The organism is Parafrankia soli (genome assembly GCF_001854695.1).
In the GTDB taxonomy this organism is placed as follows: domain Bacteria; phylum Actinomycetota; class Actinomycetes; order Frankiales; family Frankiaceae; genus Parafrankia; species Parafrankia soli.
Map to the genome: position 1 here is coordinate 17533 of NZ_MAXA01000136.1, position 25646 is coordinate 43178.

Genomic DNA, 25646 nt, shown 5'->3' on the forward strand with positions numbered 1-25646 from the left:
TACCAAAAGGCGCAGTGTTCGTGGCAGAATGCCTACCGTGCACGGACAGGACGGTGCGGCACCCGTGGCGCGCCGGCCGTCAGCGGCCGGCACCGGCGGTGGCGCCCCTCCCCCCACGCCGGCTGCGGGCCGGCAGCCGCATTCGCGGCGTGAGGTCGTCGAGCTGCACGGCCGCCTGGTCGCCGGGGATCCCACCGCGCTCGCCGTCGTCCACGAGCGGTACGCCCGCTACCTGCTTGCCGTCGCCGCCCGGGTGACCGGTGACGCCGACGCGGCCCGGGACGTCCTCCAGGAGGTGCTGGTCGCGTTCTGGCAGCATCCGCTCCGGTTCGACCCGGACCGTGGGGAGCTGCGTACCTGGCTTGCGGTCCTCGCCCATCGACGTGCCGTCGACTGGGTCCGCCGGGAGATCGCCCGGCGCCCGACCGACCTGGTCGCACGCGCCCTCGCCGAGCAGTCGGACGGACCGGCGGCCGACCGTGACTTCCTCGAGCGGGAGGACGCCGACGCCGTGCGGGCCGCCGTCGCCGCGTTGCCCGTGAAGCTGCGTGAGGTGGTGGAGTTGGCGTACTTCAGGGAGTTGACCTACCGTGAAGTTGCCATTCGGCTCGCCATCCCGGAGGGGACGGCAAAGTCGCGGATGCGAGCGGCCCTGTCAGCCCTCGCGCTGACCCTCACCCGCCTGGGAGCCGCCCCGTGACGGTCGACCCAACGGCCGCCGCGCCCACACCGGAACACTGTGTGACGGCGCTGCTCGACGCGTACGTACTGGGTGAGTGCACGTCGGCCGCGGCGGACGCGATCGAGACCCATCTCGGCCGGTGCGTGAGCTGTTCGGTCGACGCGGCACAGCTTGCCCTCACCGTCCCGCCGCCGGCCTGGTCCACGGTCGGGCCCCCTGCCGCACCAACCGCCGACATGGACCTCACGCCCGGCGGACCCGGGTCACTCGAGGCCGTCCTCGCCGCGGCGCTCGCCGTCCGGCCCGCCGCGCCCGGCACGCCCGCCACGGGCTCCACCGCACCGGCGCAGGCCGGCCCCGCCCGGCCACGCGGACCGCGAACCCCGACCCACGGGAGCCGGGCTGCCGCGCTCGACAGGCTGCTGGTCGAGCTCGCCCCGGCGCACTGGGGGCGCCTGGCAGTGGCCGGTTGGTCGGTGCGTGAGCTCGTGCTGCACCTGTACGCCGTTGACGGCCTGTTGCTGGCCGCCCTCGATGGCGCCGGCAGCGACGCCGGCGCCGACAGCGACGCGCCCGGCGACCTGGGCCGGCCGGACGAGGATCCGGTGGCGCGCACCGAGGCCGTCCTGGCGGCCACCCGGGAGTGGTCGGTCGAGCAGGTTCGGCTGCGCTGGTTCGAACGCGCGGGGTTGGTGTGCGCGGCCGTGGCCGACGCGACCCGGGCCTCGGGGCCGTCGGTCGTGACGGCGGGCGGCTGGACGACCACCCCGGCGGACCACCTGACCGCCCGGGCGTTCGAGACGTGGATCCACACCCGGGACATCGCCGCGGCCGCGGGTCTGGCCGTACCGGATCCGGGCGAGGGCGAACTGCACACCATGGCTGATCTCGCGCTGCGCCTGCTGGTCGATCCGTGGACGGCGGCCGTGGAGACGGCCGGGCCGGCCGCGCTCACCGTGACGTTGACCGGGCCGGGCGGCGGTACCTGGTCGCTGGACCCCTCCGGTGTGCACGAGTGGCAGGGCGACGCCGGCCTGGTGGAGTCTGGCCCCGCCGAGGGTCCGGCGCGCACGACCGGCCCGGCGTCGGGCCCGCTGACCGCGAGTGCCATAACCGTGGGTGCCGTGACCGTGGGTGCCGTGACCGTGGGGATCGTCCCGTTCTGCCTGCTGGCCGGCGATCGTGCGACGGTGGACGCGGTGGCGACCCGGATGGAGGGCGACGAGCGGCTCGCCGTCGAGCTCCTCACTCTCGCTCCCAGCCTGGCCGGCCCCTGAAGGGAGTCTTTCGGGCTGAGGCCGGAGCGAGACGGAGCAAGACGGCGCGAACGCCATGCCCGCCGTCTTCTCCGTGCCCGCCGCGAGGCCGGCCGCGGTGAGCGGGCCACCTGAAGGATGGCGACCAACCCGTCGCGCTGCGGCGGGATTCAGCAGGGCGAGCCCGCGGTCAGCGGAGATCCCGTACGCTCGCCTGCGCGCAGATCGCGACGACGTCGTCGAAGCATTTCAGCAGGGACGGCCGTTCCTCGGTGAGGTAGATGTGGGCGGCCGTGCTGAACCAGCCGAGCGCCATTTTTGTGAGAGCGCGGATTTCGAGTGCCGGGATGGTGTCGCCACATCTGCTCTCCAGGACCGCGKCCAGACTCGTCTCGAATGCCCGACTGCCCGTCGAGAACTGCTCCGCGGCGAGCTGTGGCTCTGTCGCGRCCACGGCGCGGATCTGCTCGATCAGCCGCTGTTCGTAACCCTGCTCGGCGAGTTCCCGGAGCAGGAGGTGCAGGCTTGTCAGGGGCGCTTCATCGGCCGGTCTTTCGCGCAGGCGTTGGGTCGCGGTTTCGCGCCGCACGATGAGGTGGTCGAAGAGAACGGCCTCTTTCGTCGGGAAATGATGAAAGACGGTGCGGCGGCCGACGCGTGCTGCCGACGCGATCTGGTCGATCGTCGTCTCTGTATATCCCTGTGCTTGGAACAGGCGGAGGGCCTCGTCGGCGATGCGCACGCGCTTCGCGTCCGGATCGCGCTCGCGGGTCGGAGTTTCCGGCACGCGTCAGGATTCTAGTCCCTTGGCCCGGCGGGTGACGGCGGTCGCCCCGCGACCGCGGACGCCCCGCCCTCGGGTGGCGCGGCGCCTGTCGGCACCGTCTACCTTGACCACCCCCAGCTGTTGCACTAGTGTCATAGCCGGAGAGTTCGCAGGTAGCCGGCCTGAATGGCAAGATCGTCCAGGTCGGGACTCGGGCGGAGACGCGAGTCCTCCTGCGGCGACACGGGCCGTGGCACGGCACGCAGACAGGTGGAGCCAGTATGCGTCCAGACGGACAAGGTGATCCCGCCTTACCCCCGGATCACCACTGCTCTCAGGTTCATGGAAGGCCGCGGGTGATCCGGTGCGGGTCGGGCGGAGAACCCGGGCCACCTGGCGCGCTCGAGACCATCCGCCGGAGAACACCGAACACCGCCGGTGCAGGCCGACCGTCACGGAATCCAGACGTTCTCGCGTGGTCGCGCGGACGGAGACCGGGACCGGCTCCAGGCCGCACCTGAATCGGCCCAGGCTCCACATCGGCCGCCTTGACCCCGGCCCATTTTTCGGCTGCCCTCTCTCGGGCTGCCTTCTCTCGCCGCCGCCAGAATTTACCCATCCCGGCTTCAGCCCTGCCAAATTTCAGCTGCCTTCCGTCATCCGGCGACGGCAAGAGAGCGCGGGAAGGTGCCGCTTTCCGTGGCGCTCCCGGGTACTTGCGTCGCCCCGATCCGGGGATTTCGAACTTCGGCCTCGACAGAGGAGCTCCAATGATCATCATACCGTTCAACGGAAAGAGCCCGAAGGTGGCGGCGTCCGCGCTCGTTGCCGACAACGTCACCCTCATCGGCGACGTCGAGATCGGCGAGGAGTGCTCGATCTGGCCCGGTGTGGTCATCCGGTCGGACACCACCCCGATCAGGATCGGCAACAACGTCCACATCGAGGAGAACTCGGTGCTGCACACCAGCACGCACATCGAGGACAACGTGATGATCGGGCACAACTGCACGATCGAGGCCTTCGTCGGCCACGACTGCATGATCGGGAACACGGCGGCGCTGATGCCGCTGTCGCGGGTAGGCGCCCACTGTGCCATCGCCGCCGGGTCCGTCGTGCTGGAGCAGGTGGAGATCCCCGAGTACCGCTTCGCGGTGGGTGCTCCCGCGAAGGTTCACTCGAAGATCGACCCGGGCAACCCCAAGCACGCGATGCGGCTTGCCTCCACCTACCTGCCCACGATGCGCAAGGTCGCCGACGAGTACCGCCGCCAGGGCATCTGGAGCCGGGCATGAGCAAGCCGGACGGGCCGCTGACAGGCATACGTGTCATCGACTGGACGATCTGGCAGCATGGCCCGGTGGCCGGCGCCATGCTCGGCGATCTCGGCGCGGACGTCATCAAGATCGAGGAGCGGCTCGGTGGCGACTCCGGCCGGGCCCAGTACGCCTTCCCCGACACCGGCACCTCTCCGTACTTCGAGGTCAACAACCGCAACAAGCGCAGCCTCGCCGTCGACCTGAAACGACCCGAGGGGGTGGCGCTGGTACGCCAGCTGGTCGCCCGTTCCGACGTGTTCATCCAGAACTTCCGGCCCACCGTCGCGGAGAAGCTGGGGCTGGACTACGAGACGCTGCGCGCCGACAACCCGATGCTCGTCTACGGCGCCGGCAGCGCCTACGGGCCCAACGGCCCCGAGCGAACCGCCCGCGCCTACGACCTGCTCGGCCAGGCCCGCTCCGGTCTGATGCTCAGACCCGGCTCCGACCAGGTCAACGTCGCCGACAGCGGCCTCGCCGACCAGATGGGCGCCATCATGCTCGCCTACGGCGTGCTCGCCGCCCTCCTCGCGCGGGAACGACACGGGGTGGGCCAGCGGGTCGACACCTCCCTGTTCGGCAGCATGCTCGCCCTGCGCGGCCTCGCACTCGCCCTCGAGCTCATGACCCAGGACGGACGTGTCGCCACCTCGACGTTCCGCAAGCACCTGGGCGACGAGCCACCTTCACGGGAGAACCCGGGCAACCCGCTGTGGAACTACTACCAGTGCGCGGACGGCAAGTTGATCGCCATGGCCATGGTCCAGTCCGACCCGCACTGGGCGACCCTCCTCCACGCGCTCGGTGACCCCGAACCGCTTGCCAGCGACCCCAGGTTCACCGACCACATCAGCCGCTGCCAGAACGGCCGCGCCTGTGTCGCCCTCCTCGACGAGCTCTTCGCGAAGGAACCCCGCGAGACCTGGCTGCGCCGGCTGCTCGCCACCGGCGACATGCCGATCACCGCGGTGAACACCACCGCCGACATCGTGAACGACCCCCAGGCGATCGCCAACAACTACATCGTCTCATTCGACCACCCCGCGATGGGAAAGACCCGGGTCCCCGGTTTCCCGGTCGCCCTCTCCGAAACACCGGCGCGCATCCAGCGTCAGGCGCCCGAGTTCGGCGAGCACACCGAGGAAATCCTGATCAACGTGCTCGGCCTGACCTGGGACGACATCTCCGACCTGCGCGAACAGGAAATCCTCTAGTGGCAGGCCCGGTGACGGAATTCAGGGCGGGTACCCGCCTCCACAGCGTCACCTGCACGACCGAGGTGATCGTGACCAAGGGAGGAAATGGCGTTCTCACCTGCGGGGGGAAACCCATGACCGCAGAGGACGTCCACGCCAACGGCGCCCGGCCGGGCCAGCCGGAGGAGGATCGCACTCTTCTCGGCAAGCGGTACCGGGCCCCGGGGGGAACCTTCGAGGCCCTCTGCGTCCGGCAGGGCGCCGGGGCGCTGGAACTCGACGGCGTGCCCCTGGAACTGGTCAAACCCAAAATCCTTCCGGCCTCGGACTGACTGTGACCGGCAGGTGGCCGCCTTCTGGCTACCAGCCGGCCTTCCGTCCGAACACCTCATGTCACTGCCGTTCGCCCGGACCCGCGCTCGCCCAGGTCTTTTGGTTCCGTCCCTTTTCATCTGTCTCGAACGTTGACAAGAGGTCCGTTGTGATCCCCAAAGTACGATTACTCGTCACCGCTGCCGTCTGTTGCGCAACGCTCGCCCTGGGCGCCTGCGGGGGAGGCGGCGACACCGGCCCGTCCTCGGGTGCCTCCGGCGAACCGGTTGCCGGTGGCGAGGGAAGAATTCTCACCCTCAGCGATCCGCGCAGTCTCGACCCGGCGGCTCTCGGCAACGCCTACGCAACCACCGGTGTCGTGGGCAACGCGCTGTACGGGACGCTGATGACCGACCCGGGCGGCAAAATACGGTACTCGATGGCCGAGTCCTTCCAGACCACCGACGCCGGGGCGACATTCGAGCTGAAACTGCGGTCGGGTCTGGTGTTCTCCGACGGAACCCCACTGGACGCCGAAGCCGTGAAGTTCAACTGGGACAGGCTCAAGAACCCGGCCACCGCCGCCATCTCCCGGTCGGAGGCGTCGATGATCGCCTCATCCGACGTGGTCGACGACACCACCTTGAAGATCACCATGGCCACACCGGTGCCGAAGTACGCCCAAGCCGTCCTCACCTCGTCCATGAACTGGATCGCCTCGCCGACCGCCCTGGAGAAGGGGCCGCAGGCCTTCGACGCGAACCCGATCGGCGCCGGGCCGTTCACCCTGCGGAGCTGGACACGCCAGGCCGCCATGGAACTGGTCAAGAACCCCCGCTACTGGGACGCCCCCAAGCCCTACCTCGACCGCCTCACCCTCCGCGCGGCCCTCGACAGCAGCCAGCGCTACAACACGGTGCTCACCGGGGGTGCGGACGCGGCCGTCGAGTCGAGCTGGGTCAACCTCGACAAGGCCGAGCAGGCCGGCCTGCCGACGAACCTCATACCGACCGGCGGCGGCATCTTCATGGGGCTGAACACACGCAGGGCACCCTTCGACGACGTCCGCGCCCGCCAGGCCCTCGCCGCGGCAATCGACAGGGACGCACTCAACCAGGCTGTCTACAGCGGGACCGGTGAGCCCGTCGACACCCTGTTCAGCAAGGACTCTCCCTACTACTCGGACACGCCGCTGGCGACAACGGACCGCGCACGGGCGCAACGGCTCCTCGACGAGCTGGCCGCCGAYGGCAAACCGCTGTCCTTCGTCTTCTCCAGCATCCCCACGACGGACGGCAAGGCGATCGCGGAGAACATCCAGGCCCAGCTCAGCAGCTTCAAGAACGTCACCGTCAAGATCAGGACCATCGAGGTCACGGAGCTGGCCGCGCTGCGCACCACCCACGACTTCGACGTGCTCGTCTCGTCGGCCTTCTTCCAGGACCCCGAACCGCGGCTGTGGACGACCTTCCACGGGAGCTCGGCTGCGAACCTGCCCGGCATCGACGACCCGGCACTCAACGAAAGCCTCGCGACCGCGCGCACCGCGACATCGGAGGCCGAACGCAAATCCGCCTACGCCACTCTGCAGGAACGGCTGGCCGAGCTGACTCCGGTGGTCTTCCTCTCGCAGGCGGCACCCAGCGCCTTCTCGAGCAAGAACGTCGGCGGACTCGTTCAGTACGGCCTCGGCTCACTTCAGCCCGAGGAACTCTGGATTCAGCACTAACAGAGGCTCGCCCCAGCCGACAAGCATGCGCCTGCGGTCCGACTGTGTTCCGAGGCTCCGGCCGGGCGGTGCGACGGGCTTGACGATGAACTCACCCGTCACACCGCCCTGATCGGCGTCGGTGGCCTGGCGGTCCTGAAGCGGCGCCGATGACCGGCCTGCCGTGCCGCGCGCAGTCCGGGGTGCGGCGACCCTGCCGAAGACGTGACCATCCAATGTCGAATGGTCACGTCTTCGGTGGGCGGCCCGCGTTCGTCACGCTGGTCGACCGCCCGGGAGAAGCAGGCATCGACCTCTCCTTTCCTTCCGGCGCGCCCGCCAGCATCCACTGATCGGGAGGGGTGCCCGATCGGCCTGCCCTCCCGGGTGCGGGCGTCGTCCGTTCCGGTGGTTACGCGTCACGGCTGCGCAGCGCATGCCAGCCGCCGAAGACCGCAGCTGCCGCCCAGACGGCCATGATCAGCAGACCCAGCCACGGACTGTAGAAGACGTCGGGGTCCGACTGGAGATTCATGACCGCGTACAGCCCGGCGCGGTCGGGTAGGAACTGGGTGATGTTCCAGAGGCTGGGAACCTCCATGCTCAACGGGGACAGCAGGAACAGGAACGGCAGGAACAGGCCCAATGTCGCGGCCAGGGAACGGGTCATCGCGGCGAGGCCCATGCACAGGAGGGTCAGCAGCGGAAAGTAGAGGATCAGAGAAATCACGCCGCGCACCGCGCCGGGATCGCCGAGGGACACCCCGTGCTCGCCCAGCAGACCCTGGGTCAGGAAGAACGTCAGCGGCGCAGCGGGGAGAGCAACGGCCAGTGACAGGCCCGCAGTGGTCAGGAGCTTGCCCAGGTAGAAGCGGGTTCGCTGGGGAACGGCGGTGAGCGAGGTGGTGATCGTGCCCTTCTCGTATTCGCCCCCGAGGGACAGCATCGCGAAGACAGCCAGCGCGATCTGGGCGAAGTTCRGGCTCCAGAAACCCACCGCCAGCGGATCGTAGTCCGCTTCGGCGGCCTCTGCGTCGCCGTAGGCCCCGCACGCGAGGGCACCGAAGCCGACGAGCATGACGGCGGCCAGTGCCAGCGACCAGACGAGGGATCGGAGGGACCTGATTTTGGTCCATTCCGAGTACAGCACCGGTTGCAAGGTCATGTCAGAGCGCCCGCCCGTCCGGCGGCGGCGAACTCGGTGGAGCGCGCGGTCATGCGCAGGAACGCCTCCTCCAGGGAGTCGCTGTGCAGCGCAAGCTCCTGAAGTGGCACGCCTTCGCGTGCGGCGACCGCGCCGATCTGGTCCGGCTGGGCGTCAGGTATCTCCCACGTTCCGCTGTTCGTCGGTGTCAGGACGAACCCCTCGGCGGCCAGGGCCCTGCCCAGCTGTTCGGGTCTTGGCGTGCGCAGCCGTACCCGGCCGCGGCCGTACCGGGCGCTGAACTCGGTCATGCTGACGTCGGCCAGCAGACGGCCCCTGCCGATCACGATCAGATGGTCGGCGGTCACCGCCATCTCGTTCATGAGATGGCTGGAGGCCAGGACCACCCGCCCATCCTCGGCGAGCTCCTTGAGCAGGCTCCTGACCCACTGGATGCCTTCGGGGTCAAGGCCGTTGAGCGGCTCGTCCAGGATGACCACCCGAGGATCACCGAGCAGTGCGGCCGCGAGCCCGAGCCGCTGGCGCATCCCCAGGGAGWATCCGCCGATCCGACGTCTGGCCGCGGMGGCCAGGCCCACCCGGTCGAGCATCTCGTCCACCCGTGCGTCCGGGATCCTGTTGCTCCTGGCCAGGACCAGTAGCTGGTCACGAGCCCGCCGCCCTGGATGCACGGCGGACGGATCGAGGAGCGCACCGACGTGCCGCAACGGCTCCCCGATCTGCGCGTATGGCTGGCCGCTGATGAGCACCTCGCCGCCCGTCGGCCGGTCGAGCCCGAGCATCATCCGCATGGTGGTCGACTTGCCCGCCCCGTTGGGACCGAGGAAACCGGTCACGCGACCCGGTTCGACCCGAAAGCTGAGCCGGTCCACGGCGACGGTCGGCCCGTAGCGTTTGGTGAGATCCCGGACGTCGATGAGAACCCGGGGCGGTCGTTCCTTCTTGGTCGTCATGGTCGTAGTAAGCGCCATGGCACGCTACGAGCGGATCCCCTGGCGGTCTTGACTTCGCTCCCTCTCATGGGGGAGGTGCCCGGTGGCGGCGGTGAGCATCATGGAGCAGTGCCGCTCTTTGTCGCTGCCCTGCTCCGGCCCGCTGTCTACACGCGCTGGCTGCATCTGGCCATGGGCGGGGTCTTCSCTGGCACCTGTGTCATGGTGGTACCCGGTTTCGACGAATCCCTGCCACGCACCCTGCTTTTCTGCCTGATCTCCCCATTGCCGTTGCTGGCGCTCGCCGCGATCGTGCCCGGGACCCGCCACGCGGAGGGTGTCCAGGCGCGATGGCTCCTGAAACCGCGGGATGGCGCCGAGATCAGCCTCGCGCCCTCGCGTACACTGTACGATCGGCGGCGGACCGGGCTTTGGCTGGCCTTCCGCGTCTGGCTCGGAGTTGCCGTCCTGGCACTGACGGCCAACGGGTTCACCCTCGCCGTCCAGATCGGTTCTGCCCCTTTCCGGCAGGGGCCACTGCAGGTCGCCGGAATCCGGGTACTGGACAGTGATCGCCTTCTCCTGGGGCCACTTCTGGCGCCGCCCCTGATCCTTGCCCTGATGTGGACGATCGTCGCGGCCGGCGCGCTTCAGGTGCGAGCGGCCCGGGCCCTCCTCGGCCCGTCTCCGGCCGAGCGGCTGGCGGAGGTCGAGCACCGGGCTGAGCAGCTCCTGGAACGCAACCGACTCGCCGCGGAGCTGCACGACTCCATTGGCCATGCACTCACCCTGACCATCCTGCAGGCAGGCGCGGCAAGAGAGCTCGCGACCACCGATCCCGCGTTCGTCCACCGTGCCCTGACGGTCATCGAGGAGACCGGGCGGCGCGCCATGGACGATCTCGAACGGACCCTGGGGCTCCTCCGCGACGCCCCCGTGGGACCGCGGGCCCGTCCAACGCTGGCCGAGCTCGACACCCTGCTGGACAGCGCACGGACCGCAGGAACCCCGATCCTCGCCGACGTCAGTCCACGGACCGACGACATCCCCGGGGTCGTGTCGCGGGAGGCCTACCGGATCCTGCAGGAGGCGGTGACCAACGCACTGCGGCACGCGCCGGGCCGCACGGTGGCGATCGACGTCGCTGTGGACGACGCCTGCCTGGAGCTGCGTGTCGCCAACCCACTGCCCGCCAGGTCCGCCAGCCCACCGCGGCAGGACGGCAAAGGCCTGCGAGGAGCGAGGGAACGTGCCGTCCTCCTCGGCGGCGAGTTCAGCGCGAAGCCCCAGGACGACCAATGGATCGTCGAAGCCCGGCTTCCCCTCGGCATGGGATCCGGTGTTCAGGCCGTGCGTCGCGACCTGATCGGTTCCAGTTACGACAATGGCACCGCCCCAGCGGACGGTCGGTCGTGACAGCGGACGGCCGCTGGGAAGATCCCGGTTGTTTCCGCGACACCCCGAACATGAAACGCGCCCAGGCTGGCCCGGCGCCGGTTTCAGTCCTTCTCGTCGACGACGAAGAACTGGTGCGTGTGGGGCTGCGGGTCATCCTGGAGTCAGGTGGCGAGATCGACGTTGTCGGAGAGGCCTCTGACGGCTCACAGGTCGTGCCACTGATCCGGGAGAAGAGCCCGGACGTCGTGATCATGGACATTCGGATGCCGAGGGTCGACGGGCTGGCGGCCATCCGGGAGATCCTCGCAGACGTTGCCGAGCCCCCGAAGATCCTCGTGCTCACCACCTTCGAACTGGACGACTACGTCTACGAAGCGCTCCGCAGCGGGGCCAACGGGTTCCTGCTCAAACGAGCCCGGCCCGCGGAGATCGTCCAGGCCGTCCGCACGATTGTCTCCAGCGAGAGCCTGCTGTTTCCCGAAGCGATCCGGTACATGGCAGGCAGGCGACCGAACCGGGAGGCCCACGAGACGATGCGACGGGCCGTGCTCACCGACCGGGAGGCCGACGTACTCCGGCTGATCAGCGAGGGACTGTCCAACAACGAGATCGCCAACCGGCTGTACCTCGGTGCCCAGACCGTCAAGACCCACGTGAGCAGCGTGCTGGCCAAGCTCGGCGCACGTGACCGCACCCAGGCGGTCATCATCGCCTACGAGTCCKGCTTCGTGGAGGCCGGCAAGCCTGACCATGACGGCTGATGATCATATGGTTTCATCCGCCATCGACAACATTGACTATTGGTCATCCTGATCTTCGGACTTCAGCCCTCTTGCCCCGCGAGCGCGGCGAGGCGCTTGTTGATCTCCTCGCTGTCGAACGGCACCGAGCCGGGCTCTGAGTCCTCCGGGTCCCAGTACTCGACCGGTGCGTCGCCCTTCCCGTCCGAGCAGACGGGGCGGGGCGGCTTGCCTTCGACGGCGTCCGCGGCCTCGTAGAAGTCGACGGCCTCCAACGTTACGGTGTGCTTCCAGGATGCGCCGAAATCGTAGAGATAGTCCAGCCGGGAACCCGCGCGCGGCAGCGCGCGGTAGAGCCGGGCGTTGTGCTCGTCTTCGGCTTCGTCGAGGTCGCCGAACCTCAACCCGTTCTCGGTGGTGAAAGCGTGGAGATGGTCTCCGTCCCAGTCGAACAGGATCTGGATGACCAGGTGCAGGTCGCCGAGGCTCGCGGCGGCCGGGATCCGCACCCTGCGCCATGGTCGTGGCCGCCAGGCATTCAGCTCGACCTTCAGACGGAGGACGCGGGGCCGCCCGCCGGCCTCGAGAATCGCGTCGATGGCCTCGCGCAGCTCGGGTTCGTTCGGGTGCCCGCCGCCGACGACGCTGGTCAGGCCACCGGCCGTGGCGACCTCGTCGAGAACGGCCTGCGCGCCGTGGCGGTGCAGGACGGCGAGCATGAACTCGGTGAGCAGCCACCGGGTCTGCGTGGCGTCGGGCTCATCGCCCAGCCCGTTGGAGAAAAGGACGTCGGCCGCGTGCGCCGCGAGCGTCGGCAGGTCCCGCACGGCGATCAGCGCGGGCATCATCTCGGGCCCGTGACCGGCGACCGCCTCCACCATGACGTCGCGGGCGGCAGGCCCCGCGTCGGCGGCTGCTCGCAGCAGCTCGGTGAACATGCCGATGCTGTCGCGCTCGCCCGCCCACTGAGCGAGCAGCACGTCGACCTCCTCGCTGTTGTCGGTCGCGACGAGGCGGGCGACGAGCTCGGCTGCCGGCAGCGAGGGCGTTACCTGAGACGCGCGCACGACCTCGTGGAGCCAACGGCCCAGTGGTGTGAGCGCGACGCGGCCGGCCCTGCTGTCCACTGCCGCGAACGACTCCAGCAGCCGCAGCACGCCGTCGAACCGCCCCACCCTGTCGCTGAACGGGTCGAGCGCCAGCGAGCCGGACCGCCAGTCGAGGCCGTAGAGCCGGTCGCGGAGTCGCTTGTCCGCCTCGTCGTGACGCAAGCTCGGCTGTTCAGTCAGGATCGACAGGAGCAGGTGGCAGGCAAGCAACACCCCGGTCCGGTGCCGGTCGCGCGACTGGGTCCGGCAGACCTCCTCGAACGCCGTGGCCCAGGTGTTCAGCAAGCTGGCATCGGTGTCGGTCTCGTCCGTGCCCGGGGCGACCACGGTGTCCTTGCTTTCGGCGGGGGAGTCCGCAGGGTAGGTGCCCACTGCGCGACCGTCGCCGATGACCAGCCAGCGGGCCGACCGCGCGGCCAGCCACGCAAGGTGTAGCTCCGGGACGTCGGCCGCCGTGCGTACCCGTCCCGGAGCGGGGATGCCCGCGCCGGCCGCGGCGGCCGCGACATCGACCGGCCGGAGCACTTCCTTCGCTGTCACGGGACGACCAGGGCCGACCCAGGCAGCGAGCCGTCGTGCGCGGGACAGCACCTGACAACCAGCCGCGGCGTGGGCAAGCTCCGCGAGATCAGTGGGCGGGACCGTGACCGGAGGCGAAGAGATCACGACAGTGATCGTAGACACCCCGAGCAGCCGTGACCTCATCGAGTCGGGGATGTTTGACGTGCGCTCGGAGGGACTCGAACCCCCAACCTCTTGACGCCTCTATATCTGTCAAGTGGTCGGGGCGGTTCACACAGATCCGTAGTTAGATCTGGATCTTCCGTTGACGTCTGTGAACGTCCGCCCTGTCTGCTGACCATGAGCGTTCCGTCCACCGGTGTCCGTCGACGTCCGTGCGCGTCCAGCGGCTTGGCTGTCAACGTGGCTGTCACGCGTGCCACGGCCTGGACCACGAGACGAGCGCCTGAGGCTGAGATCCGGGAGCATAYTGGAGGCATGGCAGAAGATCTTCTGGCGCTCGTCATGGCCGATCCGACGGTCGGTCACGGGCAGGCGTGCATCCGGGGGACCAGGGTGCCGGTGAGTGTCGTGCTCGACTGCCTTGCCGACGGTATGTCCGACGGTGAGATCACCGCGGAGTACCCGTCGCTGACTGTGCCGGGCATCCGCGCGGCCGCTGCCTACGGGGCGCGCCTGGCGCGGGAGGATCTCGTGCCGCTTCGTACCGCGCCGTGAAGGTCAAGCTGGACGAGGGTCTCCCGGTCTCCCTCGCGGAGCGACTCGCCAAGCACGGACTCGATGCCGACACGGTGCTCGCGGAGAACCTGTCGGGCCGTTCCGATCCGGAGGTGCTCGCTGCTGCGGTCGCCGAGAACCGGATTGTGTTCACCCTCGACCGCGGTTTCGGGAACATCCGTGCCTACCCGCCAGGATCCCACAGCGGGATCGTGGTCTTCCGGCTCGACGACCAGTCGGCACGCGCGGTGATCGCGGCCGTCGAGGACCTGGTCACGCAGCACGACCTCACCGATCTCGCCGGGGCCGTGACGGTAGCCCACCGCGGCCTTCTCCGGATCCGCCGAGAGGGCGACTGACCCTCTCCGCCCGGGGCTGGGCCATCGCGTACGCAAAGAACAGAGCCCCGCGCCGTGTTATCGGCTGCGGGGCTCTGACCTGTCTCAACCAGACGTGCGCTCGGAGGGACTCGAACCCCCAACCTCTTGATCCGTAGGCAAGATCGGTGCCTGGTAGATGTGCCTGCGGGGCGGTGTGTCCGTACATCGACGTCCGCCAGCGTCCGCCAACGTCCGTGGGTGTTGCTACAGCCGTTGCTACATGGGGTGTCGCGCTCCGGGGGTCCTGCGACGTTCCGACGCGCCGAATGGGGTGGCGGCCGACGCGCCACGGGGTGCCGACCGGAGGGAGGCGGGGCCCCGTGCCGCGCGGCGAGTCGCCTGGGGCCCTGTTCGGCGTGGCGCGTGCGGCGCGGGGCTCCTGCGGGCCCGGAGGGTCCGCCTTGAACAAGTAAGGAAAGTTGGCACAGCATCTGGTGCTGAGATCACGTGGTCCTAACATCCTTCGCCTGCCACGCGCGACCCCCGATCCAAAGATGTTCGAAGTGTGCTTTGTACTGTTCGAAAGCTCCATCTTCCTGCTTGCGTTGGAGGTGGAATGTCAGGCTTCCGTGCCCTAGTCGGTCTGCGATATGTTCAGAAACCAGTAGCTCCCGATCAAAGGCAAAGATCGATCGGGAAACGTGGGCTTCGGCGTTGGTGTGAGAAGTTCGAACTTCGAGTCCTGGAAGATCTCCGAGCTTGGCAAGTTGTTCCAAGGTAATGTTGATCCGTGTCGCCAGTTCGAGCTTCGTCCGCTCGATGGCCTGCCTCCGTCGCGTTACCTCACTTTCGGGGTCGCCAACAAGGATTCGCACTTCGACGCCTGCCGCAACCTTCTCGCGGATTGTCTCGGTGAAATTGGGGCGCTCGGTCCAAAAGAAGTAATTCGTGTAGCCACCCAAAATGATCTGATTCTTGGCATCGTGGATTAGGTGGTCCCAAAGTTCTCCTGGAACCTTGGATCGCGTCGGGTAGACGTCGATGACTTCTCGATCCGAGTGCTTCTTGTATCGTCGAACTATTTCGTTGATCAGTGCGTCGTCATCGATTTGACTGGGGTCTACATATCGCGCGTAGCCACTGAGGTCGCGCTCGCTCGGTACCCAGAGCCCAAGCTGCCGACGGGCTTCAATAATCGGCACGTCTAGCGTCGTGGAGATCTGCTCTGCGGCTTCGTTAGAGACCTCGTACTGTCCGCGTTCATACGCGGATACACGCGACTGCGGCACGTCAAGCCTGCGGGCAAGGTCGCTCCCGCTCCATCCACGCGCTTCGCGCTGGGTCTTGAGCCACGCTCCGGCGGCTTGGAGTCGTTGCTGACGGTCTTGGGGATCTTCTTCAGCCATGTCAATAGCTTAGCCGGCTACGTCTAGCGCTAGTCGTGATCCGACAATCGCTCCAAATCGGACGCCTGGTAGCGCTAGCGTCTATGCGTTGACAGCTACGCGCTTAGCGCGTACCCTTATGGGTGTCACGAAGTCCAGAGTGGTGGGCTTCCTGGGTGCTGACGATGGAGAGGGCTCTCGAACATGGCTGTGCCGATGAGGATCCCCGTGAGCTTCGGGGACGTGTTCCCCCACGGGGCGTTCGTGYTGGGTGTAGAGGCGGACCGCGACTTCGACGCGGTGAAGGCGGGTCATCCGGACCCACAGGTCCGGGACAAGGAGACCGGTGCTCGGGTGTGGGTGGTGCGGGTGCTCGACGCTGCGCCGGACCTGCGGGTGGGGCAGGCTGAGGTGAAGGTGAAGATCGCTGTGGAGCATCAGCCGGTGCCTCCGGACCTGCTGCCGGGTACGCCGTTCCGTCCGGCGGAGTTCGACGGCCTGACGATCACGGCCTACGTCGACCAGTCGCGGAAGACTCCCCGGGTCGGCTACAGCCTGCGCGCGAGTGGGATGCGTGCCCCGGGTGGTGCCCGGCCGGCCAAGGCTGCCTGATGCCCTCGGCTCCGTCCCGGGGCCTGATCCGGCTGCGCGAGAGGCACAGCGGTTCATCCGCGCGTGGAACATCGTGGAGGGACCGGTGGCGCTCCGCTCGCTGAGTAACGAAGAACTGCGGGTCGTTGAAAAAGCGGTGGTGCGTCGGCAGGGTTCGGCGGCCGATCGTGGTAATCACGCTCTCGCAGACTGGTACGAAGATATCGCCTTCGACATTCGCGCTGAACGGCGTCGGCGTACCTCCTGATAGTTCCGGGTGTGTGTCCTGAGTTGCCCGCTCCTCCACACACCCTATTTCCGTAACACCAGGTGATTCCCTGCGACAGGAAGGTGTATTTGGCATGCGATCGAACAAGGAGATTCAGCGCGCGGCCGCGCTGGCGGAGTCGAACCGGGCCCGGAAGCTGGCGGCGACTCGGGTCCGCAACGGCTGCTCGGACGCGGTGGTCCGCTCGGCGCGGGACACCGAACAGGCGGCCTGGTTGCGGTACCGCGACAACTCCTGATCGGGTCGGCTTCCCGGGCGCGGGCTTGAGTTTGCCCGCTCCACCCGCGTCCCGGGAGGCCGACTGTCCAACTCCCTGCGACAGGAACAGGACAGTCTCATGCTTACCACACACACGACCGGTGGAAACCGCTCGTGCTCGTGCGGGCCCGGTGTGGCCTGCCGGCACGCGCCGCCGGTCCGCCGGGTCCGCAACCCGGTCCGCCCGACGAGGTTGGGCCGGTGAGCGGCTCGCATTCCTACTCGTGTGACCGGTGCGGCTTGTCGTCGCGGCCGGTGTCCTCACAGGCGGAAGCGCGTCAGCAGGAAGAGGCGCACGGCCGGCTGGTGCACGGTCACATGTCCGGTGGTGATGCCGATCGTGGGCGTCCGGCTCGACGGCGGGCGTGATGGCTCGGAAGCGTCGTCGGCAGTCCGACGGTCAGCTCTCGCTTCCGTTCGATGGGGACGCGCTGCCGGTGGTGGCGTCGTTCTTGATTCCGCTGGTGTCGGCGCGTGAGGCGGTCGAACCGATTCCGCTCGAACCGCGTCGGCGGCGGCGTCGTTCCGGGCGGTAATGCCCGCGTTGGACTGGGGAACGGGCCCTCCTGGGTCTCGTGGCAGTGTCGGTGATCCTGAACCGTGTGTGCTGTGCGGGAAACCGGCGATGGTCCGTTCCCCTGCTGGAAAACCTGTTCATAAGGTGTGCGCGGAATCCTGGTACGACCGTCATGTCACAACACCTAAGGAAACCCGGTAGCGGCGACAGAAAGAATGAGTGAAATGAGTCTGGTTGGTTCGAAGAAGTTCGTCTCACGGCCGTGTGTGCTGTGCGGGGACCCGGTGATCGTCCGCTCTCCGGTGAAGAGGCCGACGCACAAGCTGTGCGCGGAGGAAGCTCGTTCGAACTCTCGGTGACAGTAACGGTGAAGAAAAAAGAAGGGTGGTAGGTAATGCGGAGAGACAGACTGTCGGCCTGGCTGACGGGTGAGGCAGTGTCGCGAATCATCGCGGCGCAGAGGTCGGCRCGTGAGTCGTGGGACCCGCTGCAGCGACTCGCGAACACCTTCGGGGACGTCGACGACGACGCGTTCCGCGCGCTGGTGATGCGGGTCGGAAAGGCCATCGACGAGTTGGACCACTACTTCATGCTCCTGCTCGCAGAGGCTMGGAGGAGGGGAATCGGGTGAGCTCAAGTCACCTTCGCTTCCTGCTCGTGGACGCTGATCCTGCACGGCGGGTGCTGGTCTCCCGTCGGGTCCCGCTCGGGATCTCGTCGGAGGACACGATCGGGCAGGCACTCGGGAAACTGACCGGCTGGGCGGTACGCAACGGCCTGACTGGCGCGCTGCGGCTGGTGCTCCGCTACCCCCGGACGATGCTCGCGGTCCTCTCCGCGCTGCTGCTGATCGATCGGGTCGGCTGGGTGTTGCCGCTGTTGCTGGCGTGCCTGCTGCTGCTCTCGGCGCTGGTGTGGCGGCTCGCGCACCCGGAATCGTTCCGGGTGTGGCTGGGCCTGCGGCTGCGGTCGTGGTGGCTGCGCTGGACGCGCTACGCCCCACGCTGGGGCAAGCTGATGCGCGCCCATGACCTGACCGTGGCTCCCACGGCGGAGGTGGAGGCGTGGCCGCGCATCCTGCGGGTTCGCACGACCGGCGTCACGGACTCGCTGCTGCTGCGCCTACGCGACGGGCAGTCTCCCGAGGATCTGGAAGCGAAGGTGACACCCCTCTCTCACGCGCTGGGCTCGGAGGACGTGCGCGTGCGGACGGTGGCCCCGGGGCGGCTGTGGCTCGACATCCGCCGCCGGGACCTGCTCGCCGCGACGATCCCCGCCCTGCCGGTGCCGGTGAGGCCGGACCTGCGTCGGGTGGAGATCGGCCTGCGGGAAGACGGCGCGCCGTGGCTGCTGCGCCTGCTCGGCACGCATGTGCTCCTCGCGGGCGCGACAGAGGCGGGAAAGGGGTCGGTGCTGCAAAGCATCGTCCGTGCCCTGGCACCGCTGATCGCCTCGGGGGTCGTGGAGCTGTGGGGGGTCGACCCGAAAGGCGGGATGGAACTGTTCCCGCTACGACCGATGTTCACCCGCTACGAAGATGACAGCACGAAGGACATGGCGGGCCTGCTGACCGACTTCGCCACGGTCACGCGGGAACGCTCCGCGAACCTGAAAGGCACCGCGCGGAAGTTCACCCCGTCGGTGGCGACACCGTTCCGGCTGTGCATCGTCGACGAATTCGCGTTCCTGTCCGCCTACCAACCGGATCATCGGCTCGCGAGCCAGGTGGATTCCGCGGTGCAGATCATCTGCTCCCAAGGTCGTGCACCCGGGTCGGCGCTGCTCGTCGCGGTCCAGGACCCGAGTAAGGAAGTGGTCCCGTACCGGCAGCTTTTCCCAACTCGTATCGCGCTGCGCATGGATGAACCGACACAGGTGGAGATGGTCCTCGGGCCGGGGGCGCGGGAACGCGGCGCACGCTGCGATGAAATACCTACCTGGGCGCATGGCACCGGCTATGTGAAGCTCGACGGTCGCCGTGAACCCGTCCGGGTCCGCGCGGCCTACCCGACCGACATTGACGTCACCGCGCTGGCAGGGGCCTATCCGGCGCCGCTCGCTCTGGCGAGCACCGGCCGTAGCCTGCCCACCTCGGCGGCGGCTACTGCTCCGCTGCTCGACCTTCCCGCGCAGTACGGGGAGGCGCTCGGCTCGTCGGCCTACCTCGACGATGACGAACTCGACTCGGCGTGGGCGCAGTTCTCTCAGGACTTCCAACGGCGTAACCAGTCCGCTGACAGCGGGCTCTAACAAGAAGGGGACATGAGTATGCCTCGGCGTAACGTCAACTCCGGAAACGCGCGGCAGCAATGCCGTGCCTGCTCCGACGGGCGGTCGCAGAACTGCCCGGCCTGCCGTGGGCGGGGAACCGTCCTGGCCGGGCGGCGTAACCGGAACCGATGAAAGGACGGTTAGCCGCGCTGATCTGCCCGGAGTGCCGGGGGCTCGCGGTCCGCAAACCCCCACGCTCCCTCACCGCCTACGCCACACACGAACCGCTCCCGGTCGAATACACCCACGCGGACGGTAAGCCGCTCTGCCTCACCGGCGGTCCGAGCGGGCACCGGCGAGCCACACCGATACTCTCCCGCTCCCACTAACCCCTCCATTTTCTTCCCGCTTCCGGGCGCACTTCAAAACTATTGGACGGCGGTTCTGTCAAGGGCGTTCACGTAGTGCCCTTGACAGGGCCGTTGTCCGATAGACAATACCGCGCCACCGGAACGGGAAACCAGGTGATTCGCCGCTGCGACCGTCCCTCCATCGCAACGGGCTCCACCTGGCCGTGCCACTGCGGTGCCGGCCCGCTGCCAGGAAAAGTGCCAGCGAAAGTGCCAAAAGAAAGCCGGTTTTGCTTGTAGCGCGCTGCCAGACATCCGGGGCACGATGGGTGCACGGCGGAAACGGCCCGCCGAATCAGTCGACTCGATGGGAAAGGAGGTGCGTGGAATGCTGCCCGAATCCTTGACCGCCATGCGGGAACGTGTCGCGGACGGCACCCTGTCCGCGTTCCTTTCCCAGCTCGACCGGGTAGCCGGCTGCACCAACCCGATCCGGCTCGCTGGCACGGTCGACCACGTCGACACGAGCACCGGGGAGATGCGCCGGGTCCTCGACACGCAGACGATGCCGGACGGCACCCTGCTCGTGCCCTGCGGGAACCGTCGGGCAAGCGTGTGTCCGTCGTGCTCCTACCTGTACAAGGGCGACGCCTGGCAGATCGTCCACGCGGGCCTGACGGGCGGCCCTGACGTGCCGGCCAGCGTCGCGGCGCACCCGGGCCTGTTCGTCACCCTGACCGCACCGAGCTTCGGCCCGGTGCACTCCAGGGACAAGCACGGTCCCCCCCGCACCTGCCACCCGCGCGGGAGGAAGCGTTGCCCGCACGGACGCCCGGCGGGCTGCAACCGGATCCACGGTGACGGGGATTCGCTGCTCGGGCAGGCTATCTGCCCGGAGTGCTTCGACTATCCGGCGGCGGTGGTGTGGAACGCCTGCGTCTCGCGGCTGTGGAAGCGCACCGTGGATCTGACCTACCGCAAGATCGCCGCGTACGTCGGGGCGTCGGAATGGTCGGTCCGCCGGGCGCTACGGCTGTCCTACGTCAAGGTCGCGGAAATGCAAGCACGCGGCCTGGTCCACCTGCATGTGATCCTGCGTCTCGACCAGGGTTCGACGCGGGATGGGGAGTGGATCTCTCCTCCGGAGTGGGCGACGGGTGAGCTGGTCTCCCGCTGCCTGCGCCGCGCGGCGGAAGAGGTCCGGTTCCCCTGCCCTGATCCTCACCAGCACGATCCGGTCACCCTGGAACAGGCGCTCGCCACCCTGGCGGGCGCCGGGCTCGTTGACGTTTCCGCGGGCACCGGCCCGATACCGGTGGCTGATGGTGAGGCGCGGTGGGGTGAGCAGCTCGATATCAAGCGTATCGACGTGGAAACCGGGGACCTGACACCGGCCACGGTCGGGAACTACCTGGCGAAGTACATCACCAAGTCGACTACCGATTCCGGGAAGCTCGACCGGCGGATACGCGACGGCGAAGAGCTCACCGCGCTGCTGCCGTTCCTGACCGCGCATCAGGCGGCGCTGGTGAAAGCGGCGTGGCGGCTCGGGATCTGGCCTGAGTTCGACGATCTACGCTTGCACGCGCATGCTCATGAGTTCGGGTTCCGTGGGCACTGGCTGACGAAATCCCGCCGGTACTCCACCACCTTCACCCGACGTCGACAGGCACGGCGGACGTGGCAACGCACCCATACGCCGGCCGGTGAGGAACGGGTACCGCTCGACGCATTCGGCCGGCCGGACGACTCCGACGAAACCGTGATCGTCGCGTCCTGGCGCTTCCACTCGGTCGGCTACCGGCGCGACGGTGACCGGTGGCTCGCACTCCAGGCGGCGGACCTGGCGCGGTCACGGCGCGAGGAAGCGCACCTGGCCCGTAACGCTGCCTAACGAGAGGTATGGACGGTATGGAACGGCTGTTGTTGTCGACTCCGGACGCGGCGGCACGGCTGAACATCGGCCGGTCGACGCTGTACGACCTGATCCGCGCGGGCAGTCTGGCCACGGTGAGGGTCGGTCGACGGAGGCTTGTGCCGGTTGACGATCTCGCGCGCTATGTCGCGTCACTCCAGGCGGATGGTGCCGAATGACAGACGACCGAAAGAAGCGAGCCAAGAGAGCCAACGGGCAGGGCTCGATTTACCAGAGGAAAGACGGCCTGTGGGTAGGTGCGGCCTACGTTCTCATGCCGGACGGCACGGTCAAGCGGCGACCGGTCTACGGCAAGACGGAAGACATCGTCCGCCGGAAGCTGACCGGCCTGCAGGCGAATTCAGATCAGGGAGTGCCGGCGGAAGCGACCGGTTGGACGGTGGGCGCCTACTTGACCTACTGGCTTAACCACACGGTTCAGCCGAACCTGAAACCGGCGACGGCGGACAACTACGCCGTGATCGTCAACAACTACCTGATACCTGGGGTGGGAAAGAAGCGGCTGAATAAGCTGACAGCTTCCGATGTTCGTCAGCTCCTGGCGACGGTGGCGAACTCGTGTCTGTGCTGCAGGGCGGGCACTGATTCCCGCCGTCCGGCGGATCGGCGGAGGTGCTGTGCGATTGACCAGTGCTGCAAACGGCGGCCTTCCAAGAGGCTGGTGCAGCTCGTTCGCGCGGTCCTGCGGAGTGCACTACAGGCGGCCGTGAGGGAGGAACTCATCCGGCGCAACGTCGCCACCCTGGTACAGGTCCCTTCACCCGGATACGGCGTCGATAGGGGACTGAGCTTGGCGGAGGCACGGGCGGTACTCGACGCGGCGGCCGGGCATCGTCTCTACGCCCTGGTCGTGATGGCGCTGTACCTCGGGCTGCGGYGCGGTGAACTGCTCGGACTGCGCTGGTCGGATATCGACTGGGCGGACAGAACCCTCACGGTCCAGGGGAACCTCCAGCGGACCGGCGGCGCCCTACGCCTGGTCACCCCGAAATCCGCGGGATCGCGCCGCACTCTCCCGCTGCTCGGGCTCGTCGCGGACGCGCTCACGCATCATCGGAAGCTGCAGGCAGCCGAGCGTGACGCGGCTGGCGACCGGTGGATCGACTCCGGGCACGTCTTCACCACGAAGATCGGCACCCCGATCGAACCTGGCAACCTGCGCCACGCCTGGTTTCCGATCGCGGAGGCGGCTGGACTCGGCCGGCGCGTCGTCTTCCACGGGCTCCGTCACACCTGCGTGACACTCCTGCTGGACCTCGGAGTACCGCCGCACACGGTTCGCGAGATCGCGGGACATGCCACGACTGAGATCACGATGACCGTATACGGGCATAGCTCGCTGGAAGAGAAGCGGAGGGCGCTCGGCAAGCTCGACGAACGCCTGAGCTGAGGGGCGTTGCTACACCCGTTGCTACAGGAAAGAACAGAGCCCCGCGCCGTGTTATCGGCTGCGGGGCTCTGACCTGTCTCAACCAGACGTGCGCTCGGAGGGACTCGAACCCCCAACCTCTTGATCCGTAGTCAAGTGCTCTATCCGTTGAGCTACGAGCGCCTGCCGGTCACTCTCGCGGCCGGCTTCGCCAGCTTACAGCACCCGGAGGGCAGCCTTCGAACCCCCTCCCCTCCAACCGCGCCCCGGGTCGGGGCGCCCAGGGCACGCTCCGCGCGGGGCGCGTCTCGCCCGGGATGGCCCGTCAGCGCGCTCGGACGGGGGTCGGCTGCGGTAGGCGGTGCAGCTCGACATCGAGCAGTGTCTGGTCCTCGATCGTCGCTGTCAGGTAGGTCGGATGGGGCTGGCGCCGGCGGTCCGTGGGTGAGCCGGGGTTCAGCAGCCGCAGCGGGCGGCCGTCCTGCGGTCGGATCGTCGTCGTGTCCCACGGGATGTGGGAGTGGCCGAAGACGATGACGTCGGCTTCCGGGTAGGCGGCGGCCAGGCGGCGATCCCGGGCGGCGGCGGCCCCGGTCTCGTGGACGATCACGAAGCGCAGGCCGTCCAATGTCACGCGGGCGATCTCGGGCAGGATGGCGCGGATCTCGGCTCCGTCGTTGTTGCCGAAGCACGCGATGAGGCGCCGTGATCGTTCCGTGAGCTGGCGCAGCAGCTCGGGGCCGACCCAGTCGCCCGCGTGGAGGACGGCGTCGGCTTCGTCGACCGCGGCCCACACCCGCGACGGCAGATCGCGGGCCCGCGCCGGGACGTGGGTGTCGGCCAGGACGACGAGACGCATTGGTCCAGTGTCCGTGCTTTTCGGTGTTCTGAGCGTGCGCCCGGGGGTAGCGTGCAGCGGCCGGCCGCCTGGCCGGGCGGCGTCGGGGCGAGCGGGGCGGCCGGGGTGGTCGCGCGCTGATGGGCCGATGCCGAGCCGGTAGGCGGATGTCGACTCGGCGGATGGGTGCCGAGCCGGTGGCCGACGGGAGCGGATGGGCGGCGGTCGACATGGCATGGACCGCCGCGCAGTGGCGGCGACTGCGACGGGCTCGTGTGGCCACCATGGTGGTCTTTTTCTTCCTGGCGCTGTTGCTCGCCGCGTGGGCTCCGCGGATCCCACAGGTCAAGGATGCGCTCGCGCTCGGCGACGGCGAGCTCGGGCTCGCGCTGCTCGGCGCGCCGGTCGGTGCGATCGTGACGCTGTGGGGCGCCGGTGTTCTGGTGAGCCGGCTGGGCAGCGTGCCGGTGATCCGGTTCTCGCTGGTCGCGTACGCGACTCTCGGGCTGGTGATCATTGCCGCGACCGGCCCGCTGTCGCTGTTCGCCGCGCTCGCGCTGCTGAGCGGTGCGAGCTGTGCCCTGGACCTCTCCGCCAATGCCCAGGCCGCGGCCGTCGAACACCGCTTCGGACGTCGGATCATGATGATGGTCCATGCCGCCTGGACGGCCGGTGCGCTCGTGGGCGCGGGCCTGGGCGCCGCCGCCGCGGCGATCGAGCTGCCGCTGAGCATCCAGTTCTCGGTGCTCGGCGCGCTTACCGTGGCCGGAGCGTTACCTCTCACCGGATGGATGCTTCGCGGGGACGGTAGTCGGGAGTCCGCGTCCACCGGCTTCGTCGTATCCGACGCCGCCGCCGATGAGCTCGATGGCGCCGACGGGGAGGTCGAGACCGGCGACAGCGCGGTCGGAGCCAGGGATGGTGTGGTCGGAGCCGGCGCCGAGACCCACGCGCGGCCGGCCACGTCGATGCTTCCACCGCCCCCGGCAACTGGGCTGTCCCCAGCGTCTGCGGTGCCTGCGCCGCCTCCAGCGCCCGCGGCGAGGCCGGTGACTGCTGTGACTCCGCGGGCGCTGCTGCCCTTCGTCCCGCTCAGCGTGATCGCGTTTGCCAGTTTCCTCGGGGAGGGCGCGGCGGCGGACTGGAGCGCCGTCTATCTGACGGATGTCACCGGGGCGTCGGCCGGCGTCGCCGGGATCGGGTACGTGGCCTTCATGGCCTGCATGCTGGTGGTGCGCCTGGTCGGCGATCGTGCGGTGGAGACCTTCGGGATCCGGCGTGTGGTCCGTCCGCTGGCTCTTACCGCCGCGGTGATGTTCGCCGTCGCACTCGCGTCCGGAGCGACGCGGACGGGAACCGCGCTGGGGATCGTCGGGTTCGCGGTGCTCGGCGCCGGGCTGGCGTGTGTCATCCCGGCGGCCTTCTCCGCCGCGGCCCGCGCCGCGAACCTGGTGGGGCTGCCGGCCGGGGCGGTGATCGCCGTGGTCAGCTCGGTCGGCTACGCGGGATGGCTGACGGGGCCGCCGTTGATCGGAGGCCTGGCCGAACTCGTCGGACTGCGCGGGGCCCTGTGGAGCGTGGTCGCGTTCACCTGCGCGATCGCGCTGTTCGCCGGGACGCTGGCCGGTCCCGCGCGGTCGTCGTGGACCTCCGGGGAACGAGGAACGTCAGCCCCGTCGAGGCGGTCTGTTCCACCGAGACCACAGGGCTCGGCGGACATGTCGTGATCGCGGGTCATCCGGCAGGCGCTGCTCGTCCGG

General features: G+C 68.5%; 25 protein-coding genes and 1 tRNA gene. 19 read left to right on the plus strand and 7 right to left on the minus strand.

Features of this window, described 5'->3' with window-relative positions; all coding sequences use genetic code 11:
- Window positions 1-28 precede the first annotated feature (28 nt).
- Window positions 29-700, plus strand: a complete 672-nt coding sequence (locus BBK14_RS12815; RefSeq protein ID WP_083390896.1) for an RNA polymerase sigma factor — start codon at window positions 29-31, stop codon at window positions 698-700.
- Window positions 697-1959 carry a maleylpyruvate isomerase N-terminal domain-containing protein gene (locus BBK14_RS12820; protein WP_071062268.1) on the plus strand — a complete coding sequence of 421 codons (1263 nt, stop codon included), beginning with the start codon at window positions 697-699 and terminating at the stop codon, window positions 1957-1959. Before BBK14_RS12815 ends, BBK14_RS12820 begins: the two co-directional genes overlap by 4 nt.
- A 169-nt stretch (window positions 1960-2128) precedes the next feature.
- Here the strand turns inward: BBK14_RS12820 and BBK14_RS12825 are convergent, their stop codons facing one another.
- Entirely contained in the window at window positions 2129-2725 is a 597-nt protein-coding gene (locus BBK14_RS12825; protein WP_071062270.1) for a TetR/AcrR family transcriptional regulator, read from the minus strand.
- Between the two features lie 749 nt (window positions 2726-3474).
- On the opposite strand from BBK14_RS12825, the gene BBK14_RS12830 reads away from it, so the two are divergent.
- The 4 genes from BBK14_RS12830 (at window position 3475) to BBK14_RS12845 (ending at window position 7260) form a co-directional block, all read left to right on the plus strand.
- On the plus strand, window positions 3475-3999 hold the full coding sequence (locus BBK14_RS12830; RefSeq protein WP_071062272.1) for a gamma carbonic anhydrase family protein: 525 nt from the start codon (window positions 3475-3477) through the stop codon (window positions 3997-3999).
- Window positions 3996-5237 (plus strand): CaiB/BaiF CoA transferase family protein, encoded by a 1242-nt coding sequence (locus tag BBK14_RS12835; RefSeq protein WP_071062274.1) that lies wholly within the window; start codon window positions 3996-3998, stop codon window positions 5235-5237. The genes BBK14_RS12830 and BBK14_RS12835 overlap by 4 nt, the downstream gene beginning before the upstream one ends.
- Window positions 5238-5353: 116 nt before the next feature.
- The gene (locus BBK14_RS39980; protein ID WP_241831445.1) at window positions 5354-5551 is read left to right on the plus strand and encodes a hypothetical protein; all 198 of its coding nucleotides are present in this window, start codon (window positions 5354-5356) and stop codon (window positions 5549-5551) included.
- A gap of 149 nt (window positions 5552-5700) precedes the next feature.
- Window positions 5701-7260 (plus strand): ABC transporter substrate-binding protein, encoded by a 1560-nt coding sequence (locus tag BBK14_RS12845; RefSeq protein ID WP_083390898.1) that lies wholly within the window; start codon window positions 5701-5703, stop codon window positions 7258-7260.
- A 391-nt stretch (window positions 7261-7651) separates the two neighbouring features.
- On the opposite strand, the gene BBK14_RS12850 is transcribed toward BBK14_RS12845, so the two are convergent.
- Together BBK14_RS12850 and BBK14_RS12855 are read right to left on the minus strand one after the other, a co-directional pair.
- Window positions 7652-8404, minus strand: a complete 753-nt coding sequence (locus tag BBK14_RS12850) for an ABC transporter permease (protein ID WP_071062276.1) — start codon at window positions 8402-8404, stop codon at window positions 7652-7654.
- Window positions 8401-9357 carry an ABC transporter ATP-binding protein gene (locus BBK14_RS12855; RefSeq protein ID WP_071062278.1) on the minus strand — a complete coding sequence of 319 codons (957 nt, stop codon included), beginning with the start codon at window positions 9355-9357 and terminating at the stop codon, window positions 8401-8403. Before BBK14_RS12855 ends, BBK14_RS12850 begins: the two co-directional genes overlap by 4 nt.
- Before the next feature lie 108 nt (window positions 9358-9465).
- On the opposite strand from BBK14_RS12855, the gene BBK14_RS12860 reads away from it, so the two are divergent.
- Both BBK14_RS12860 and BBK14_RS12865 read left to right on the plus strand, forming a co-directional pair.
- On the plus strand, window positions 9466-10752 hold the full coding sequence (locus BBK14_RS12860; RefSeq protein WP_071062280.1) for a sensor histidine kinase: 1287 nt from the start codon (window positions 9466-9468) through the stop codon (window positions 10750-10752).
- The gene (locus BBK14_RS12865) at window positions 10749-11495 is read left to right on the plus strand and encodes a response regulator transcription factor (RefSeq protein WP_083390899.1); all 747 of its coding nucleotides are present in this window, start codon (window positions 10749-10751) and stop codon (window positions 11493-11495) included. The genes BBK14_RS12860 and BBK14_RS12865 overlap by 4 nt, the downstream gene beginning before the upstream one ends.
- 62 nt (window positions 11496-11557) lie before the next feature.
- On the opposite strand, the gene BBK14_RS12870 is transcribed toward BBK14_RS12865, so the two are convergent.
- Entirely contained in the window at window positions 11558-13123 is a 1566-nt protein-coding gene (locus BBK14_RS12870; protein WP_131802272.1) for a plasmid pRiA4b ORF-3 family protein, read from the minus strand.
- 459 nt (window positions 13124-13582) lie between these two features.
- Between BBK14_RS12870 and BBK14_RS12875 the strand changes: the two genes are divergently transcribed.
- Window positions 13583-13822: a DUF433 domain-containing protein gene (locus tag BBK14_RS12875; RefSeq protein WP_071062284.1), complete on the plus strand. Its 240-nt coding sequence runs from the start codon at window positions 13583-13585 to the stop codon at window positions 13820-13822.
- Window positions 13819-14181: a DUF5615 family PIN-like protein gene (locus BBK14_RS12880; RefSeq protein ID WP_020463739.1), complete on the plus strand. Its 363-nt coding sequence runs from the start codon at window positions 13819-13821 to the stop codon at window positions 14179-14181. The genes BBK14_RS12875 and BBK14_RS12880 overlap by 4 nt, the downstream gene beginning before the upstream one ends.
- Before the next feature lie 464 nt (window positions 14182-14645).
- Here the strand turns inward: BBK14_RS12880 and BBK14_RS35175 are convergent, their stop codons facing one another.
- Window positions 14646-15548 carry a helix-turn-helix domain-containing protein gene (locus BBK14_RS35175; protein WP_083390901.1) on the minus strand — a complete coding sequence of 301 codons (903 nt, stop codon included), beginning with the start codon at window positions 15546-15548 and terminating at the stop codon, window positions 14646-14648.
- 183 nt (window positions 15549-15731) lie between these two features.
- Here BBK14_RS35175 and BBK14_RS12885 point away from each other — a divergent pair, with 183 nt between their 5' ends.
- The 8 genes from BBK14_RS12885 to BBK14_RS12910 all read left to right on the plus strand — a co-directional run bounded on the left by BBK14_RS12885 (window position 15732) and on the right by BBK14_RS12910 (window position 23069).
- A complete protein-coding gene (locus BBK14_RS12885) occupies window positions 15732-16139 on the plus strand; it encodes a plasmid replication, integration and excision activator (protein ID WP_071062286.1) in 408 nt (135 codons plus the stop codon).
- 85 nt (window positions 16140-16224) lie between these two features.
- Window positions 16225-16386: a hypothetical protein gene (locus BBK14_RS38875; RefSeq protein ID WP_198541258.1), complete on the plus strand. Its 162-nt coding sequence runs from the start codon at window positions 16225-16227 to the stop codon at window positions 16384-16386.
- Between the two features lie 94 nt (window positions 16387-16480).
- Entirely contained in the window at window positions 16481-16645 is a 165-nt protein-coding gene (locus tag BBK14_RS38215; RefSeq protein ID WP_157904248.1) for a hypothetical protein, read from the plus strand.
- Between the two features lie 931 nt (window positions 16646-17576).
- Window positions 17577-17813 (plus strand): hypothetical protein, encoded by a 237-nt coding sequence (locus BBK14_RS12890; RefSeq protein WP_131802274.1) that lies wholly within the window; start codon window positions 17577-17579, stop codon window positions 17811-17813.
- The gene (locus BBK14_RS12895; protein WP_131802276.1) at window positions 17810-19432 is read left to right on the plus strand and encodes an FtsK/SpoIIIE domain-containing protein; all 1623 of its coding nucleotides are present in this window, start codon (window positions 17810-17812) and stop codon (window positions 19430-19432) included. Before BBK14_RS12890 ends, BBK14_RS12895 begins: the two co-directional genes overlap by 4 nt.
- 546 nt (window positions 19433-19978) lie before the next feature.
- The gene (locus BBK14_RS12900; protein ID WP_241831446.1) at window positions 19979-21637 is read left to right on the plus strand and encodes a replication initiator; all 1659 of its coding nucleotides are present in this window, start codon (window positions 19979-19981) and stop codon (window positions 21635-21637) included.
- A gap of 8 nt (window positions 21638-21645) precedes the next feature.
- Window positions 21646-21837, plus strand: a complete 192-nt coding sequence (locus BBK14_RS12905) for a helix-turn-helix domain-containing protein (protein ID WP_241831447.1) — start codon at window positions 21646-21648, stop codon at window positions 21835-21837.
- Entirely contained in the window at window positions 21834-23069 is a 1236-nt protein-coding gene (locus BBK14_RS12910; RefSeq protein ID WP_071062294.1) for a site-specific integrase, read from the plus strand. Before BBK14_RS12905 ends, BBK14_RS12910 begins: the two co-directional genes overlap by 4 nt.
- Window positions 23070-23158: 89 nt before the next feature.
- Here the strand turns inward: BBK14_RS12910 and BBK14_RS12915 are convergent.
- Window positions 23159-23231 (minus strand) — tRNA-Arg (locus tag BBK14_RS12915).
- A 142-nt stretch (window positions 23232-23373) separates the two neighbouring features.
- Window positions 23374-23907: a metallophosphoesterase family protein gene (locus BBK14_RS12920; protein ID WP_071062296.1), complete on the minus strand. Its 534-nt coding sequence runs from the start codon at window positions 23905-23907 to the stop codon at window positions 23374-23376.
- Between the two features lie 146 nt (window positions 23908-24053).
- Between BBK14_RS12920 and BBK14_RS12925 the strand changes: the two genes are divergently transcribed.
- A complete protein-coding gene (locus tag BBK14_RS12925; protein WP_071062298.1) occupies window positions 24054-25613 on the plus strand; it encodes an MFS transporter in 1560 nt (519 codons plus the stop codon).
- The last annotated feature ends 33 nt before the right edge of the window (window positions 25614-25646 follow it).